General features: G+C 44.2%; 15 protein-coding genes. 14 read left to right on the plus strand and 1 reads right to left on the minus strand.

The features are described 5' to 3' along the window. Window positions 1-20 precede the first annotated feature (20 nt). Window positions 21-2,291 (plus strand): DNA topoisomerase IV subunit A, encoded by a 2,271-nt coding sequence (gene parC / locus G511_RS0101455; RefSeq protein ID WP_028468027.1) that lies wholly within the window; start codon window positions 21-23, stop codon window positions 2,289-2,291. 30 nt (window positions 2,292-2,321) lie between these two features. On the opposite strand, the gene G511_RS0101460 is transcribed toward parC, so the two are convergent. Next, window positions 2,322-3,926, minus strand: coding sequence for a hypothetical protein (locus G511_RS0101460; protein WP_051221399.1), 1,605 nt, complete (start codon window positions 3,924-3,926; stop codon window positions 2,322-2,324). 119 nt (window positions 3,927-4,045) lie between these two features. Between G511_RS0101460 and G511_RS0101465 the strand changes: the two genes are divergently transcribed. The 13 genes from G511_RS0101465 (at window position 4,046) to lipA (ending at window position 15,934) form a co-directional block, all read left to right on the plus strand. Further along, on the plus strand, window positions 4,046-5,302 hold the full coding sequence (locus tag G511_RS0101465) for a glutamate-5-semialdehyde dehydrogenase (protein ID WP_028468029.1): 1,257 nt from the start codon (window positions 4,046-4,048) through the stop codon (window positions 5,300-5,302). A gap of 4 nt (window positions 5,303-5,306) precedes the next feature. After that, complete coding sequence (nadD, locus tag G511_RS0101470; protein ID WP_028468030.1) at window positions 5,307-5,957, plus strand: nicotinate-nucleotide adenylyltransferase; 651 nt, start codon at window positions 5,307-5,309, stop codon at window positions 5,955-5,957. A gap of 10 nt (window positions 5,958-5,967) precedes the next feature. Continuing rightward, the gene (rsfS, locus tag G511_RS0101475) at window positions 5,968-6,339 is read left to right on the plus strand and encodes a ribosome silencing factor (protein WP_028468031.1); all 372 of its coding nucleotides are present in this window, start codon (window positions 5,968-5,970) and stop codon (window positions 6,337-6,339) included. Further along, window positions 6,339-6,806: a 23S rRNA (pseudouridine(1915)-N(3))-methyltransferase RlmH gene (rlmH, locus tag G511_RS0101480; protein WP_028468032.1), complete on the plus strand. Its 468-nt coding sequence runs from the start codon at window positions 6,339-6,341 to the stop codon at window positions 6,804-6,806. Before rsfS ends, rlmH begins: the two co-directional genes overlap by 1 nt. A gap of 2 nt (window positions 6,807-6,808) precedes the next feature. Continuing rightward, on the plus strand, window positions 6,809-8,725 hold the full coding sequence (gene mrdA, locus G511_RS0101485; RefSeq protein ID WP_028468033.1) for a penicillin-binding protein 2: 1,917 nt from the start codon (window positions 6,809-6,811) through the stop codon (window positions 8,723-8,725). Further along, complete coding sequence (gene rodA / locus G511_RS0101490; RefSeq protein ID WP_028468034.1) at window positions 8,718-9,860, plus strand: rod shape-determining protein RodA; 1,143 nt, start codon at window positions 8,718-8,720, stop codon at window positions 9,858-9,860. The genes mrdA and rodA overlap by 8 nt, the downstream gene beginning before the upstream one ends. Before the next feature lie 8 nt (window positions 9,861-9,868). Then, on the plus strand, window positions 9,869-10,867 hold the full coding sequence (mltB, locus tag G511_RS0101495; protein ID WP_051221401.1) for a lytic murein transglycosylase B: 999 nt from the start codon (window positions 9,869-9,871) through the stop codon (window positions 10,865-10,867). 39 nt (window positions 10,868-10,906) lie between these two features. Then, window positions 10,907-11,782: a septal ring lytic transglycosylase RlpA family protein gene (locus G511_RS0101500; RefSeq protein ID WP_028468036.1), complete on the plus strand. Its 876-nt coding sequence runs from the start codon at window positions 10,907-10,909 to the stop codon at window positions 11,780-11,782. Window positions 11,783-11,895: 113 nt separating this feature from the next. Continuing rightward, on the plus strand, window positions 11,896-13,044 hold the full coding sequence (locus G511_RS0101505; protein WP_211224844.1) for a D-alanyl-D-alanine carboxypeptidase family protein: 1,149 nt from the start codon (window positions 11,896-11,898) through the stop codon (window positions 13,042-13,044). An 85-nt stretch (window positions 13,045-13,129) separates the two neighbouring features. Then, window positions 13,130-13,984: an aminotransferase class IV gene (locus tag G511_RS0101510; protein ID WP_028468038.1), complete on the plus strand. Its 855-nt coding sequence runs from the start codon at window positions 13,130-13,132 to the stop codon at window positions 13,982-13,984. 3 nt (window positions 13,985-13,987) lie between these two features. Beyond that, window positions 13,988-14,293, plus strand: a complete 306-nt coding sequence (locus G511_RS0101515; RefSeq protein ID WP_051221403.1) for a YbeD family protein — start codon at window positions 13,988-13,990, stop codon at window positions 14,291-14,293. Next, window positions 14,293-14,949, plus strand: a complete 657-nt coding sequence (gene lipB, locus G511_RS0101520) for a lipoyl(octanoyl) transferase LipB (protein WP_028468040.1) — start codon at window positions 14,293-14,295, stop codon at window positions 14,947-14,949. The genes G511_RS0101515 and lipB overlap by 1 nt, the downstream gene beginning before the upstream one ends. 1 nt (window position 14,950) lies before the next feature. Beyond that, window positions 14,951-15,934 carry a lipoyl synthase gene (gene lipA, locus G511_RS0101525; RefSeq protein ID WP_028468041.1) on the plus strand — a complete coding sequence of 328 codons (984 nt, stop codon included), beginning with the start codon at window positions 14,951-14,953 and terminating at the stop codon, window positions 15,932-15,934. Window positions 15,935-16,093: the final 159 nt, after the last annotated feature.

Genomic DNA, 16,093 nt, shown 5'->3' on the forward strand with positions numbered 1-16,093 from the left:
AGTTTGATGGATATTGAGATATGAGTGAAGTAATAACAGACGATAGCGTTGAGCGTTTACCCTTAAAGGATTTCACCGAAAAAGCGTATTTGGATTATTCCATGTATGTCATTTTGGATCGTGCTTTGCCGCATGTGGGTGATGGAATGAAACCGGTACAGCGTCGTATTGTTTATGCGATGTCTGAACTTGGCCTAAAAGCCGCGGCTAAACATAAAAAATCTGCTCGTACTGTGGGTGATGTGTTGGGTAAATACCATCCTCACGGCGATAGTGCTTGTTATGAAGCAATGGTGTTGATGGCGCAGCCGTTTAGCTATCGTTATCCATTAATTGATGGGCAGGGAAACTGGGGGTCACAAGATGACCCCAAATCCTTTGCTGCTATGCGATATACCGAAGCGAAGTTAGCAAAATATGCTGAAGTGCTGTTGCAGGAAGTCAGTCAAGGAACGGTTGACTGGTTGCCAAATTTTGACGGTACTATGGTTGAGCCTGCTGTACTACCTGCACGTCTACCCAATATTTTATTGAACGGTGGTAGTGGTATAGCAGTAGGGATGGCGACTGATATACCGCCGCATAACTTGCGCGAAGTTACCTCAGCATGTATTCATCTGCTGGATCATCCAAAAGCTGATGTTGCTGAGTTATGTGCCTTTGTTCCGGCACCGGATATGCCAACAGATGCGGAAATTATATCGTCACAGAATGACCTGCAAAAAATCTATGAAACGGGTCGTGGGTCAGTGCGAATGCGCGCTGTGTATACGCAGGAACAAGGCGATATTATTGTTACTGCACTGCCTTATCAGGTATCTGGCGATAAAATTCTTGAACAGATTGCTCAGCAAATGCAGCAGAAAAAGCTGCCAATGGTGGCTGATCTACGAGATGAGTCGGATCATGAAAACCCGACACGCTTGGTCATTATTCCACGGTCGAACCGCATCGATGTAGAGCAGTTGATGGCGCATTTGTTTGCCTCTACCGATCTGGAAAGAACCTATCGGGTCAACATGAATATGATTGGCGTTGATGGCCGCCCTCAAGTGAAAAATCTACGTATGATTTTGACCGAGTGGCTTAGCTGGCGCACAGGTGTTGTGAGGCGTCGTCTGGAACATCGCTTATCAAAAGTGCTAGATCGTTTGCATATCCTCGAAGGTTTGATGGTCGCGTATCTGAATATAGATGAAGTGATCGCTATCATCCGTTATGAGGATGAACCTAAGCAAGAGTTGATGAAACGCTTTAGTCTGAGCGAAACGCAGGCTGATGCAATTTTGGATCTTAAACTGCGTCACCTTGCTAAGCTTGAAGAGTTTAAGATTAAGTCTGAGCAGGATGAACTTGATGCTGAACGTAAGCGTCTAGAGTTGATACTCGGTTCGGATCAGCGTATGCGTACATTGATCAAAAAAGAACTCAAAGATGATATGGAAACCTATGGTGATGAGCGCCGCTCACCTGTTGTAACGCGTAGTGAAGCCCAGGCCTTCAATGAAAAAGATTTGCTTTCCTCAGACCCAGTGATGGCCATTATATCTAAACAAGGCTGGATTCGTGCAGCTAAAGGTCATGATATAGATGGTGCTGGGTTGAGTTATAAATCAGGGGATAGTTTTAAACTAGCCTGTGCGGGGAGAATGAATCAGCCATTAATTCTACTGGACTCTACCGGGCGAAGTTATACGCTTGAAGCGCATACTCTTCCATCAGCGCGCGGCCAAGGAGAGCCTATTACTGGGCGAGTGACGCTTCAGAAAGGGGCTACCATCGAGGCCGCTATTTCTGGAAAAGATAATGATAAAATCTTACTCGCATCTGATGCAGGCTATGGGTTCATTACATCGATTTCTGATCTTTCCAGTAAAACCAGAAATGGTAAAGCGGCGCTTACATTACCCAAAAATGCCCAAGTGTTAGGCCCTGTGAAAGTTGAGAATATGGAACAGGCCTTGTTAGCTGCGATAACCAGCGAAGGGCGCTTGTTAGTATTTCCTGTGACAGAGCTGCCGGAGTTGGCGCGAGGTAAGGGGAATAAAATTATTAATATTCCATCTGTGCGTGCAGCAACGCGAGAAGAGATTGTCTGCGATGTTGTGGTGTTGATGCCTGATTCAATACTACAGGTGCATGCAGGGCGTCAGCATCTTAAGCTAAAGCCTTCTGATCTTGAGCATTATCGGGGTGAGCGTGGGCGGCGTGGTAACAAGTTGCCGCGTGGTTATCAACGTGTAGATAAGCTTGAAGTCATGAGTAATAAAGGAGAAACACTAGAATCTTGATCTAGTGTTTCTTTTAACTTCTGCTGTTTCTTAGGGTTGCTGCTCTAAGCTTTCAGCAGAAGGTGTCTTAAGTAGGTGTGTTGCTTGCTTTGTGAGTAACGCCTGATAAGACGGTGTTAATGACAATATCAATACCTTGTCTTCATCTTCACGGCGTACTTGGGCTGTAGATAGCAATGTTGATTTGAGTTGTTTAGCTTCAGTGAGCGCTGTATGACTAATCAGCTCATTGGTTTGCGTAGTGCGTGTTAAAAAAAGCGCTTCTTCTTTAATAAGGTTAAATTTATCTCGATTGCCGCGTACGATAGCCATATGCAGATTAAGCACAGGCTTAAATGACTTTATGCGTGCATGGTTGAAAGCTCTATAGAGTAGAGTAAAAAGCTTGGCGGCACAGAGCGCATGTACACCATGCCCATCCTCTTCATCCTGATCATCAAAAAAAAGTTGCAGGTCACCACTGGCATTAACGGAAATCGAACCGCCGTAAATGGCCGATACTTTTTTGATTAGATGCTCATATGTTTGTAATAAGTAGTTATGTTCTTCAGGTTCGACATAATCAGCATGTCCTGTTGTTGCATCGATATAAAATAGGTAAGCGGCTTCTTTGGGCTGTAGCGATAACTCTAATTGGTGTTCTAAGCTGTATAGGTCGAGCTGTTCTTCTGCTCGCTCATGTGCACGTAATGGATTGGGCTTAGGGGCTGCCTCTGGAGTATTTTCAGGTAGGCTCTGTTGTTGCTCTTTAAGTGAGTCCTCAAGCTCGTAAGTTGATTCTTTAACCGATATATCATTAACATGTTCGTCGTCTGTCTGCATCGGCGCTGGCTTAAAGTGTGGCATGCGCTCCGTCGAGTCGGGTCTTAAGAGCTCAACAAGTTCATTGTTATCCATCGTTTCATCTGTTGAGTGAATGTCAGTATTATCTTCTAAATCTATTTGGCTTTGATAATTATTGTTGCTCTTCGCTTTTTCTGAATAAGGCTCACTAATCGCTTCCGTTAGCGTTTGAGAAAAGCACTCGGACTGTTCGGTCATCTCTTCATCAATGGCTGACGTATCAGAAATGCTTATATCAAAGTTTTCGTCGGAGGCTTTTGATCGTACGTTAAGTTGTTTTAGTGATAGCCATAAAGTTATTAAAGTGGCTAGGCAGGTGATGGCAGATAGGATAGCCACTTGCCATAATAAGCCAGTTAGCATGTTATGTTCTGATTGATGGCCAGTGAAGAGTTTTAATGTTCCCATGGGTGTTTGCTGGCTACCCAAGATGACTTGTTGTTCCGCGCCGTTGTTTTCGCCTGCACGAGCAATTAATTTATTTCTTTTGTTAAATACTGCAATGCCCTTTACTTGCGGAGCTTCTGTTAGGCTATTAAGAAAGAAATTAAGGCTAATGATGTCTTCTGCCAGCAGATAAGGTTGAATAGTCATCGCAGCTTGGCGAGCGGTAAGGCGAGCAGTTTTTATCGCTTCATTTTTTGCGATGTTGTCAGCTGCAATATAAAGATACGTCGCGCTAAGTATCCAGCCAGATAGCATAACCAGTGCTGTCGCTAATATCAGGCGGTAGTGCGGTTTCTTTAAAGTGAATGGCATATTGCTGTTATTTACCTGTTGAAGGTTATCCATTTTATTAGCGCCGATGATAGCAGTTAGTGGTCTTTATGGTCACTCATATAAAGCAGTTCATGACCCAAGATTAATAGCATTGTATAATTATGGGTCACGTGAACGCGAAAGGGTAAGTGATGAACGTTGAAGCATACATGAACAAGTTAGGTCAAAGCGCCAGAGAAGCCTCTCGTTTGGTGGCAAAAGCAGAGTCTGGTGTTAAAAATAAAGCGTTATTGGCTATGGCTACTGCCTTAGATAATAGCCGTGATGCACTGATAGCAGCCAATGAGAAAGACCTGGAAAATGGCCGTAAAAATGGTTTGGATGCTGCGATGTTAGATCGTCTTGGGTTGGGTAACGCCACCATTGACGGAATGATTGAAGGTTTGCGCCAAGTCGTCGCATTGCCTGATCCGGTGGGAAGTATCACCGATATGAATTATCGCCCTTCCGGTATTCAAGTCGGTAAAATGCGTGTGCCCTTGGGTGTTATTGGTATTATTTATGAGTCTCGCCCAAATGTGACTGTTGAAGCTGCAAGTTTGTGCCTTAAATCAGGTAACGCTACCATTTTACGAGGCGGCTCTGAAGCGATTCATTCTAACCAGGCGGTTGCTGAGTGTATCCGTGTAGGTTTGAGGGAGGCCGGTTTGCCTGCGCAAGCAGTGCAAGTGGTTGAAACGACTGACCGAGAAGCGGTTGGGCAATTGATTACAATGCCTGAGTTCGTCGATGTGATCGTACCACGTGGTGGGAAAGGTCTTATTGAACGCATTAGCCGCGATGCTAAAGTGCCGGTAATTAAGCATCTAGATGGCATCTGTCATGTATACATTGATGATCAGGCGGATAGAGCAAAAGCAGTAAATATTGCCCTTAATGCCAAAACGCATCGTTACGGTACATGTAACACCATGGAAACTTTATTGATTCATGTTGGTGTTGCAAAAGAGGTGTTGAGTGACTTGGTTGACCGTTACTTTGCTGCGGGCGTGGAGTTGCGTGGTTGTGAACAGACACGTGCTTTAGCACCACGTGTTAATGAGGCGACAGAGTCTGATTGGTCGACTGAATATTTAGCACCGGTCTTATCGATTAAGATTGTTGCTGACATAGATGAGGCGATAAAACACATTAATCATTATGGTTCACACCATACTGATGCAATAGTGACTGAAAACTATACGCTTTCGCGCCGCTTTTTGCGTGAAGTTGATTCCAGCTCTGTTGTGGTTAATGCTTCTACCCGTTTTGCTGATGGTTTTGAATATGGGTTGGGTGCTGAAATTGGTATTTCGACTGATAAAATTCACGCACGTGGTCCGGTTGGGCTAGAAGGGTTAACTTCACAGAAGTACGTAGTATTGGGTGACGGTCATATTCGACAGTAAACCAATGGCAACTGCGTATGTGTTTATGGGGGGAACATTTGATCCCATTCACTTTGGGCATTTAAGAACGGCATTAGAGATACAGCAGTGGTTAAAGGTTGAATCTGTACATTTAATGCCGGCTAATGTCCCTGTGCATCGTCAAGCGCCGGGGTCTAGTGCTTTAGCACGTTTGGCTATGGTTGAAGACGCTATTGTTGGTGAACCTGCGTTGCGCTGTGATTCCAGGGAAATTCTCTCGGACCAGTCTTCTTATACAATTTATACTTTGGAAGCTTTACGTAAGGAACTTGGATTGGAGACACCTGTCTGTATGGTAATAGGGATGGATTCATTTCTATCGCTGGATACGTGGTTTCGTTTTGATGAGTATCTTTCGTTTTGCCATATTATAGTAGCGGCAAGGCCTGGATATCGATTTGAACCTAATCAGACGCTCAAGAATTTGTTGCAAGTGCATCAGGTCGATACGAAAAATGATATCCTGAAGAAGCCGTCAGGTAGTATTTTGGTTCAAGAGTTGACGCCATTAAGTATTTCAGCCACGTATATCCGTGAGTTGATGGCTAGCGGCAAGTCTCCTCGGTACTTGTTGCCGGATTCCGTCTGGCACTACATACAAAAAAATAAACTCTATTACACAGATAAAGGATAGTTAATTGTCAATGCAAACTGAGCAGCTTATTGGGCTTGTGCGTAATGCGCTTGAAGATGTTAAAGGGCGAGATATCGAAGTTATCGATGTACGTGGTAAATCCAGCATTACTGATTTTATGATGATTGCCACAGGTACATCAAAGCGGCATGTAGTGTCACTGGCTCAGTCCGTTTCTGACAAAGTAAAAGAAGCAGGCGTTGAACCGATGGGTAGTGAAGGGCAAACCGATGGTGATTGGGTATTGGTTGATTTAGGCGAGTTGGTGGTGCATGTCATGATGCCTGATGCGAGAAGTTACTATGATCTTGAGCGCTTGTGGCAGTTTGACCCGTTAGAAGATGAAGAGTCATCCGAAGCCAATGTGAGCGGTTTAAGTTAATGAAAATACGTTTGTTGGCTGTAGGCGGAAAAATGCCTGATTGGGTTACTACTGGATTCAATGAGTACAGCAAACGTTTGCCGCATGAAATGACGTTAGAGTTAGTTGAGCTTACGTTGGGGCATCGTGGTAAGGGCGCTGATATGGCGCGTGCTATTCGCCAAGAAGGGGATGCCATGCTAGCAGCAATTCCTAAAGGTGATCGGATTATCGCCTTAGAAGTTGAAGGGCGCTCATGGTCGACAGAGCAACTCGCTGCAAAAGTCAGTGAGTGGCAGATGGATGGGCGCAATATTTCTTTGTTGGTGGGCGGACCAGATGGTCTTGATCCACGTTGCGTTGCTCTAGCTGATCAGAAATGGTCTCTGTCTGGGTTAACACTGCCACACCCGTTAGTTCGCGTCATTCTTGCCGAACAGGTTTATCGAGCCTGGACAATCATTCAGGGTCATCCGTATCACAAATAGCTATGTCTCAATTTGAACGTTTAAAAGATCATTCACAGGAAAGCCGGACTTTTTGCTTTCGTGCGCTTCTAGCCTTTATGGTCGTGCTGTTATTAATAGGGGTATTGTTAGGTAGGCTCTATTACTTGCAGGTAATGCAATATGACCGCTATGCCGCTATGTCTGAAAAAAACCGTGTGCAGTTGCAGCCCGTTGCTCCTACACGAGGTCTTATTTATGACACTAACGGAGTTTTACTTGCCGATAATCGTCCCAGTTACAGTGTCACACTTCTAAAAGAAGAAGTGGGTAAGGAACTCGATGCGACGCTTGCGGAGCTGCAGCGTATTATTGAAATCAGCGATAAAGATATCGAACGATTTAAGAAGCGTCTCAATCAACGACGACGCCCTTATGAAACGGTGCCTGTAAGATTTCGCTTAACCGAAGAAGAAATTGCCAAGCTTGCAATTAATTACCATCGTCTGCCGGGAATTCAGGTAGAAGCTGATCTGATTCGTTATTACCCGTATGGTGAAAGTTTAGTGCATGCCATGGGGTATGTTGGACGTATCAATGAAAAAGAATTAAAAGCCTCTGATCCTAAGGCCTATGCTGGTACGCACTACATAGGCAAGCTGGGTGTTGAAAAGTTTTATGAGTCGATATTGCATGGTTCGGTGGGCATGCAAAAAGTAGAAACCAATGCGCGTGGCCGGGTTATGAGAGTACTTGAGCGTACCGATCCTATTCCTGGTAAAGATTTGCAGTTACATATTGATCTTAAGTTACAGCAGATAACAGAGAAACTTGTACAGGGAGAAAAAGCTTCTATAGTGGCAATAGATCCTGCTACCGGGGGTATATTGGCGCTGGTATCAACCCCGGGCTATGACCCTAACTTGTTTGTCACCGGTATTTCTAGCAAAGATTATAGTGCGCTGCGAGATTCTCCTGATCTTCCTTTATTTAATCGGGCCCTGCGTGGTCGTTACCCTCCTGGTTCGACTATTAAACCTGTTATTGGGTTGGCCGCAATTGATTCAGAGTCAGTGCCGCCAACACACTCTGTTTGGGATCCTGGGTTTTTTACGCTAACTAAGGGTGGTCGAAAGTACCGTGACTGGAAGCGTGGGGGGCACGGTAAAGTTAATATGAAACTGGCATTCGCACAATCTTGCGATGTTTGGTTTTATGATGCGGGTTATCGAATGGGTGTGGACCCTATGTCTGATTACCTGGGGCGCTTTGGTTTTGGGCGGGTAACCAGCTTAGATCTACCAGAGGCTCTAGCAGCGATTCTTCCCTCAAGAGAGTGGAAACGTAGAGCTAGAAAACTTCCTTGGTATCCGGGTGATTCTTTGAATCTCAGTATTGGGCAAGGTTTTTTGCTAACCACTCCTTTGCAGCTAGCGACAGCCGCTACGGTTTTGGCGAATCGCGGTAAGTGGGTTCAACCTAAGCTCCTTAAAGGCATTCGTGATAGAAATGAGGAAGGCAAAGTTAGTATTAATATGCCAGAAATTCCTAATGCGACCTCCTACCCTGAAGACGTAAAGCTTAAGCATCCCGAGTATTGGGAGTTAATTGTCGATAATATGGTTGAAGTTGTACATGGTAAGCGCGGTACTGCACGAAAAATTGGTTTAGATGCTCAATATCAAATTGCCGGAAAAACGGGTACTGCGCAAGTCGTGGGTATAAAACAAGATGAGCGGTATGATGCAAGTGCATTATCAAAACGGTTTCATGATCATGCTTTATTTTTAGCGTTTGCTCCTGCAGATAAACCACGAATTGCCTTGGCGGTCATTGTTGAAAATGGTGGCGGCGGCTCGAGTACTGCAGCGCCCTTAGCGAGAAAGGTGATGGATGCTTATTTACTGGGAATAGACCCTAATGCAGAACAAGATGTAGCTTTGGGAGTAGCGCATGAGTAGTCGTGATTTTGAGCGCTCTATGCCTGAGGCTGGACATCATTTACGCCGTAAGAAAGGCTGGTGGAGTTATACACATCTAGATGCCTGGATGTTGTTTCTACTATTTTTATTATGCTCTTTTGGTTTGTTTGTGTTGTATAGCGCATCTGGGCAAGATGTTGATTACGTTATACGTCAAGCCGTGCGTATCGGTGCTGGTTTTATAGTATTAGTAGTTTTGGCTCAATTCAGTCCGCGGATATTAATTCGATGGGCGCCGTGGGTGTATGCTGCGGGTGTTATTTTACTATTGGCGGTTATGTTTTTTGGTGTAGGAGCGAAAGGTGCGCAGCGCTGGATTGCTTTACCTGGTTTTCGCTTTCAGCCATCTGAAATCATGAAACTCATTTTGCCATTAATGATTGCTTGCTACATAGCAGGACGTTCTTTACCTCCAAGTTTCAAGCATTGTATCGTCAGCTTAGTGTTAATAGGGTTGCCAACGGTGTTGATTATGAAGCAGCCTGATTTAGGAACCTCGCTATTGATTGCGGCATCTGGGGTTTTTGTGATGCTGTTTTCGGGTATTCGTTGGCGTTATATTTTGGGTGCGCTAGGTGTTGCCGCAGCGGCTCTGCCGGGTTTATGGATGGTCATGAAAGACTATCAGCGGCAGAGGGTGTTGACCTTTCTTGACCCTGAAAGTGACCCTCTTGGCTCTGGTTGGAATATTATTCAATCTAAAACAGCGATAGGTTCCGGCGGTACTTGGGGTAAGGGCTGGCTGGGAGGGACTCAGTCGCAGTTGGACTTTTTACCTGAATCACACACCGACTTTATCATTGCTGTGATTGCTGAAGAGCTTGGGTTGTTTGGTGTTTTGCTGCTGTTGAGCCTTTATATATTGATCATTGGTCGAGGCTTGTGGATGGCAACACGTGTGCCTGATAGCTTTGGGCGCCTTGTTGCTGGCAGCATCGTGCTTACTTTCTTTGTTTATGTTTTTGTGAATATTGGTATGGTTAGTGGCTTATTACCTGTAGTGGGTGTGCCATTACCGATGATTAGTTACGGTGGAACGTCTATTGTTACACTCATGGCAGGTTTTGGGATTTTAATGTCAGTGCATAGTCATAAGCAGATGGTGATGAGGTAATTACGCAGATGAAATTGAGTTGGAAAATGTTAGCCACAGTAACGCTGAGTGTGTGTGTGAATAGCGTTGCTTTTGGAAGCAACACTGTGGGTTACAGTGGTCACCCCGAAGCAGAGAAGTGGTTAAAGGAGATGGAAGCCGAAGCATTTTCTGATAGCTATTTGCGCTCAATTCTAGCAGCGGCTAAAAAGAAGGATTCAATACTAAAAGCGATGAACCGCCCTGCTGAGAAACGCCTGGACTGGGGAGGGTATCGTAAACTCTTCATACAGCCTAAACGTATCACTCGCGGTGTCGATTTCTGGAATAAGCATGCAGAAACACTTCATCGGGCAGAGCAAGTATATGGTGTTCCAGCAGAGGTGATCGTTTCAATTATTGGTATAGAAACTCACTATGGCCGCAATACCGGTAACTTTAGAGCGTTAGATGCTCTGGCAACGCTTGGTTTTGATTATCCTCGTCGTGCTACATTTTTTCAAAACCAGTTAAAAGATCTGTTGGTGTTAGCGAGAAACGAAAATATTGATGTTACGCAGCTAAAAAGTTCTTATGCTGGTGCGATGGGGTATGGGCAGTTTATGCCATCTAGCTTTCTTGCCTATGCTGTAGATTTTGATCGTGATGGTAAAAAAGATTTATGGAAGAATCCGGTAGATGCAATTGGTAGCGTGGCTAACTATTTTGTGCAACATGGTTGGGAGCCTAATGGGGTGGTTGTTTCTGCCGTTGCATTAGAGCATGCCTTGCCTGATGATTTTGTTAATACAGGAGAGAAGCCAGGTCGACCGTTGTCTGAGTGGAAAGCGTCGGGTGTCAGTGTTGATCAGAGTCATGAGGTGCATTTGCCCGCTGTGTTATTACGCATGAAAGACCAAGATAAAGCCTCCTATTGGCTTGGTTACAATAATTATTATGTCATTACTCGCTATAACCGTAGCCGTTTGTATGCAATGGCAGTGCTGCTGTTGAGTGAAGAGATAAAAGCTAAAAAGCTCTCTAATTAAACGTCAGTTAAACGATCTAGCATGAAAGGTTAGTGTTGAATGAAAATTATGATATTGGCGCTTTCTATTGCAGCCTTGTTATTGAGTGGTTGTACGAATACAAGCAAACCTAGTAGTGGGAGCCGTTATAGTATTAAGCATGACCATGGCCCCTCCGCTCCTGTGGATGTTTCGAATGTTCCTGATGCGGTACCCAAGGTTGAGCCAAAAAGCCGTGGCGGCAATAAAAGTACCTATAAAGTCTTAGGAAAGCGCTATTCAGTACTTCCTGCATCAGATGGTTATCGCGAAATAGGTGGGGCCTCTTGGTACGGTAATAAATTTCATGGCCATTTGACCTCTAATGGCGAAACGTATGATATGTATAAAATGACTGCTGCACACAAGTCGTTACCTATCCCGACGTATGTGAAGGTGACAAATTTAAAGAATGGGCGGCAAGTTATCGTGCGTGTAAATGATCGGGGCCCATTTCATAAAGGTCGGATTATAGATCTTTCTTATGCGGCGGCTTCAAAGTTAGGCATGTTACGAAGCGGTACTGCTAGGGTTGAAGTAGAAGCTATCAATCCTGTTACCTGGAATGCGTCAAAAATAATTGCTTCAAGTGCTACCAAGATAGTACCAGATACGCTACCAAAACCATTGAGAACTAACGTATCGAGCAAAGGAGTGTTAGCTGCGGGAAGTTATTTGCAAGTAGGGGCGTATTCACTTGAGGCATCTGCCCGTAAAGTGGCTAGTCAATTAGATAACGACTTTACCATTGATACTCATGTGAACAACTTAGAACGCGCTAGTGGGAGCCTATATCGAGTGTTGTTAGGGCCTGTGGTTAATCGTACTGAAGCAGATAATATGATTGAAAAGCTGACTCAAAGAGGGTTTCTTGGAGCGCATCTGGTAAACTTCTAAATTAACGTGATATACCTCTATAAAATATAAAGTTGAGTAGAACTAAATCTTAGTATTAACGTCTACTCTCGAAATAAATTAGCATACCTATCTAGGAATTTACTGTGCAGAGACTGCGAACAGCCTTTTTAACTTTTCTATTCCTTTTTCTAAGTGTTGGACATTTACAAGCAGCGACTGCCTTGATCCCATCTGCACCACAGATTTCGGCAACTTCATATTTAGTGATGGATGCTGATACCGGGAAGTTAATCCTATCCAGTCGATCCGATGAGCGCTTCGCACCAGCGAGTCTAACTAAAATGATGACCAGTTATCTTGTTGAATATGAACTGGATAAAGGGAATATCAGCAAAGATGACCTAGTATTGGTCAGTGAAAAAGCTTGGAGAACTCCGGGCTCACGAATGTTTATCAAAGAGGGGACGCAGGTTAAGCTAGATGACCTGTTAAAGGGCATTATTATCCAGTCGGGTAACGATGCTTCAGTTGCCGTTGCTGAACATATTGCGGGTAGTGAGTCTGCTTTTGCCGACTTGATGAATCAGCACGCCAAACTACTAGGTATGAACAATACCCATTTTAATAATGCTACTGGCTTGCCTGCTGAGGGGCACTTCTCAACAGCGAAAGATTTAGCTATTTTGGCAAAAGCCATTATTCAGAAGTTTCCTGAGCATTATGGTGTGTACTCTGAAAAATATTTTACCTATAACAATATCCGTCAGCCAAATCGTAACAAGTTACTGTGGCGTGACCGCACCGTTGATGGCATAAAAACAGGCCACACGGACGAAGCAGGATACTGCTTAGTTGCCTCAGCTAAACGTGATGGTATGCGTTTGATATCTGTTGTTATGGGTACAAGCAGTGAAGAAGCAAGAGCACAAGAAAGTCAAAAAGTATTGGCTTATGCATTTCGCTACTTCCGTACGCACAAGCTTTACGGTGCTGATGAGATCCTTAGCACCGCTAAAGTATGGGGCGGTATTCAAGATCAGGTTCGCTTAGGTCTTGATGAGTCATTAGCCGTCACAATCCCTAGAGGACAAGCTGACCAGCTGAATGCAACGATGGATGTCGATAAAGTCATTAAAGCGCCTGTTGTTAAAGGGCAGGAATACGGTGCAGTACGTGTTACTTTAAATGGCGAAGATGTTGTTAGGGTGCCTCTTGTTGCCATGGAAAATGTAGAGGAAGGTGGCATATTGAAGCAAATATGGCATACCATTATGTTATTCTTTATGAGCTTGATTAGCTGATAGTTGGTTAGCCGCTAACTCTGATTTGAGTTGGCTTTTTACATAAGCTCACATTTTTGATGTGAGCTTTTGTGTTTTGGTGACAATGGATACAGTGTATTTAAACGGGGAGTATATCCCTGCGGATCAAGCTACAGTGTCAGTATTTGATCGTGGCTTTTTATTCAGCGACAGTGTGTATGAGGTTATTCCCTTTTATCAGGGAGTAGGCTTTAGGCTGGAAGAGCACTTACAGCGTTTAGAGCACAGCTTGCGCGCATTACGCATTGAGCTGGAGTTTGACTGGGTTTCTACGCTAAGTCGCCTTGTTGAATTAAATGGTGGAGGCAATCTGTCTGTTTACCTTCAAGTAACGCGTGGCAGTGCCGGCAAGCGTGTTCATGCTATTGATCACCACCTGAAGCCTACCGTGTTTGCGTGCTGTCAACCGATCCGTGATGTTTATCAAGAAGGTGCAGACAAGGTTGAAGGTATAAAGGTCATTGTGACAGCAGACCTTCGTTGGCATCGATGTGATATCAAGTCGACTTGTTTATTGCCTAATATTTTAGTCTTGCAGCAGGCCAGTGAGCTGGGTGCTCAAGAGGCGATATTACAACGTGATGGAGCATTAACCGAAGGGGCAAGCTGTAACTTCTTTATTGTCGAACAGGGAGTTTTGTATACGCCTCCCATTGGAACAGCGATCTTGAGTGGTACAACGCGAGCGCTTATTTTAGAGTTGGCTGATCAAAATGGTATTCCACGCCAAGAAGCGAAAATTGATTATCAACGACTTATCCAGGCAGATGAAGTCTGGATATCGAGCTCAACAAGAGGCATTGTACCTGTAGTGCAAATAGATGATTATGTGGTTGGAGATGGCCTAAAGGGCTTTCTTTGGCAGCGTATGTTTGAAATTTTTACTCGTTATCAGCATCAATTGATGACGGGGGAGTAATTTATGAGTCAAGAGCAGTCACCAAAAGTACAAACAGCAACAGAGCCACAACCCCCCAAGATTGAATTTCCTTGTCCTGATTACCCGATTAAAGTCGTTGGTAAAAATGCCGATGATTTTCAGTCGTTTGTTGTTGAGGTAATGAGGGTCCATGTGCCCGATTTAGACGAAAGCCGGATTACTATTCAAGATAGTAAAAAAGGAACATTCCGGTCGATCAGAATGTTTATTACGGCGACAGGGGAAGAGCAACTTAAAAGTTTGCACGAAGAACTAATCGCTTCAGATCGCGTGCATATAGTAATTTGATGAGTACCGACAATAAGCTGGTTATTCGCGATCTCGGTATTCAACCTTATGAGCCTATATGGCAAAAGATGCAGGCTTTTACCGATCAGCGAGACTCAGAAACCTCTGATGAAATATGGGTTCTTCAACATGAGCCTGTATTTACGCAAGGTCAGGCAGGTAAAGAAGAGCATTTGCTTGTTACAGGTGATATTCCTGTGGTGAAAGTCGATAGAGGCGGCCAAGTCACTTACCATGGGCCGGGGCAGTTAGTTATTTATCTATTGCTAGATCTTCGTAGGAATAAGCTCGGTGTGCGTGATGTCGTGACTCTTATGGAAACGGGAGTCATCAATACATTGGAGCACTTTGGTGTAGAGGCTTATGCAAAGGCGGATGCGCCAGGTGTTTATGTCAATCAAGCTAAAATAGCCTCGCTTGGCTTGCGTGTTCGACGTGGTTGCACATTTCATGGTCTGGCTTTAAATCTGAATATGGATTTAGAACCATTTTTAAGGATTAACCCGTGTGGCTATGCAGGTATGCAAATGACACAACTATGCTCTTTAGTAAGAGATGCCGACCCGCATCAAGCAACCCAATGGCTTGTGAATTACTTGACTAAAGAAATAGGTTATAATTCCATATCACATCAAACTTCCTTGGACTCACAATAAAATGGCGAACAGTTCCGATAAAGCCTCTTCAGTAGTGAAGGTTGAACAGGGTGTTAAATTACGTGGCGCTGAAAAAATGGCACGTATCCCTATCAAAGTAATCCCGACAGAAAAGGATGAAATGCTTCGTAAGCCTTCATGGTTACGCGTTCGCATGGGGTCGAGCAAGGAAGTTCAAAGAATTAAAGAAAAGCTGCGTCACCATAAATTATCTTCAGTTTGTGAAGAGGCTAGCTGCCCGAACCTTGGTGAGTGTTTCACGAATGGCACCGCTACTTTTATGGTTATGGGTGATATTTGTACGCGGCGCTGCCCGTTTTGTGATGTTGCACACGGTCGCCCAAATGCTTTGGCCGAAAACGAGCCTAGAGAGTTAGCCGAAGCTATTACAGATATGGGATTGCGTTATGTCGTTATCACATCTGTAGATCGTGATGATCTGCGTGATGGTGGTGCTCAACATATTGCAAATTGTATTTCTGAAACACGCCAGCGTTCGACGACTATTCAAGTTGAAACATTAGTACCTGACTTTCGTGGTCGTATGGAAGTGGCATTGGATATTCTTAGCCAGACACCTCCTGATGTATTTAACCACAATCTTGAAACAGTGCCTCGCTTGTACCGTAAAGTGCGTCCTGGTGCAGACTATCAGTGGTCGCTTGATCTGTTGAAGGGTTTTAAAGAAAAATGCCCTGATATTCGCACCAAGTCCGGATTGATGGTCGGTGTAGGTGAAACTAATGAGGAGATTATTGAGGTCTTAAAAGATCTGCGTGCTCATGATGTCAATATGCTGACAATTGGACAGTATTTGCAGCCGAGCCGTAATCACTTGCCGGTAGATCGCTTTGTGACACCGGATGAGTTTGACGAGTTTGCGCGTGTAGCCAAGGAATTAGGTTTTAGTCATGTTGCTAGTGGCCCATTAGTGCGCTCTTCTTATCATGCTGACTTACAAGCCCAGGGTGAAAAGGTCGGTTAAAGCAATCGATTAAACCCTCTGTAGCCATAATCATATAACAGGTACTGCTAAGTAGTGCCTGTTTTATCTCGATTTCCCTGTTCTTCTAATAAACCCAAATGAAGCGCTTTCTATAGTGGTATTTACTGATATAATTATATTAGTTAATTCTTATATGGA

This window comes from Neptunomonas japonica DSM 18939 (assembly GCF_000422765.1).
GTDB classification, from domain to species: Bacteria; Pseudomonadota; Gammaproteobacteria; order Pseudomonadales; family Balneatricaceae; genus Neptunomonas; species Neptunomonas japonica.

What these genes read in the sequence shown, in the direction of transcription:
- parC (WP_028468027.1), top strand. Translation starts at nt 21, where the DNA reads ATGAGTGAAGTAATAACAGACGATAGCGTTGAGCGTTTACCCTTAAAG.
- G511_RS0101460 (WP_051221399.1), bottom strand. Translation starts at nt 3,926, where the DNA reads ATGGATAACCTTCAACAGGTAAATAACAGCAATATGCCATTCACTTTA.
- G511_RS0101465 (WP_028468029.1), top strand. Translation starts at nt 4,046, where the DNA reads ATGAACGTTGAAGCATACATGAACAAGTTAGGTCAAAGCGCCAGAGAA.
- nadD (WP_028468030.1), top strand. Translation starts at nt 5,307, where the DNA reads ATGGCAACTGCGTATGTGTTTATGGGGGGAACATTTGATCCCATTCAC.
- rsfS (WP_028468031.1), top strand. Translation starts at nt 5,968, where the DNA reads ATGCAAACTGAGCAGCTTATTGGGCTTGTGCGTAATGCGCTTGAAGAT.
- rlmH (WP_028468032.1), top strand. Translation starts at nt 6,339, where the DNA reads ATGAAAATACGTTTGTTGGCTGTAGGCGGAAAAATGCCTGATTGGGTT.
- mrdA (WP_028468033.1), top strand. Translation starts at nt 6,809, where the DNA reads ATGTCTCAATTTGAACGTTTAAAAGATCATTCACAGGAAAGCCGGACT.
- rodA (WP_028468034.1), top strand. Translation starts at nt 8,718, where the DNA reads ATGAGTAGTCGTGATTTTGAGCGCTCTATGCCTGAGGCTGGACATCAT.
- mltB (WP_051221401.1), top strand. Translation starts at nt 9,869, where the DNA reads ATGAAATTGAGTTGGAAAATGTTAGCCACAGTAACGCTGAGTGTGTGT.
- G511_RS0101500 (WP_028468036.1), top strand. Translation starts at nt 10,907, where the DNA reads ATGAAAATTATGATATTGGCGCTTTCTATTGCAGCCTTGTTATTGAGT.
- G511_RS0101510 (WP_028468038.1), top strand. Translation starts at nt 13,130, where the DNA reads ATGGATACAGTGTATTTAAACGGGGAGTATATCCCTGCGGATCAAGCT.
- G511_RS0101515 (WP_051221403.1), top strand. Translation starts at nt 13,988, where the DNA reads ATGAGTCAAGAGCAGTCACCAAAAGTACAAACAGCAACAGAGCCACAA.
- lipB (WP_028468040.1), top strand. Translation starts at nt 14,293, where the DNA reads ATGAGTACCGACAATAAGCTGGTTATTCGCGATCTCGGTATTCAACCT.
- lipA (WP_028468041.1), top strand. Translation starts at nt 14,951, where the DNA reads ATGGCGAACAGTTCCGATAAAGCCTCTTCAGTAGTGAAGGTTGAACAG.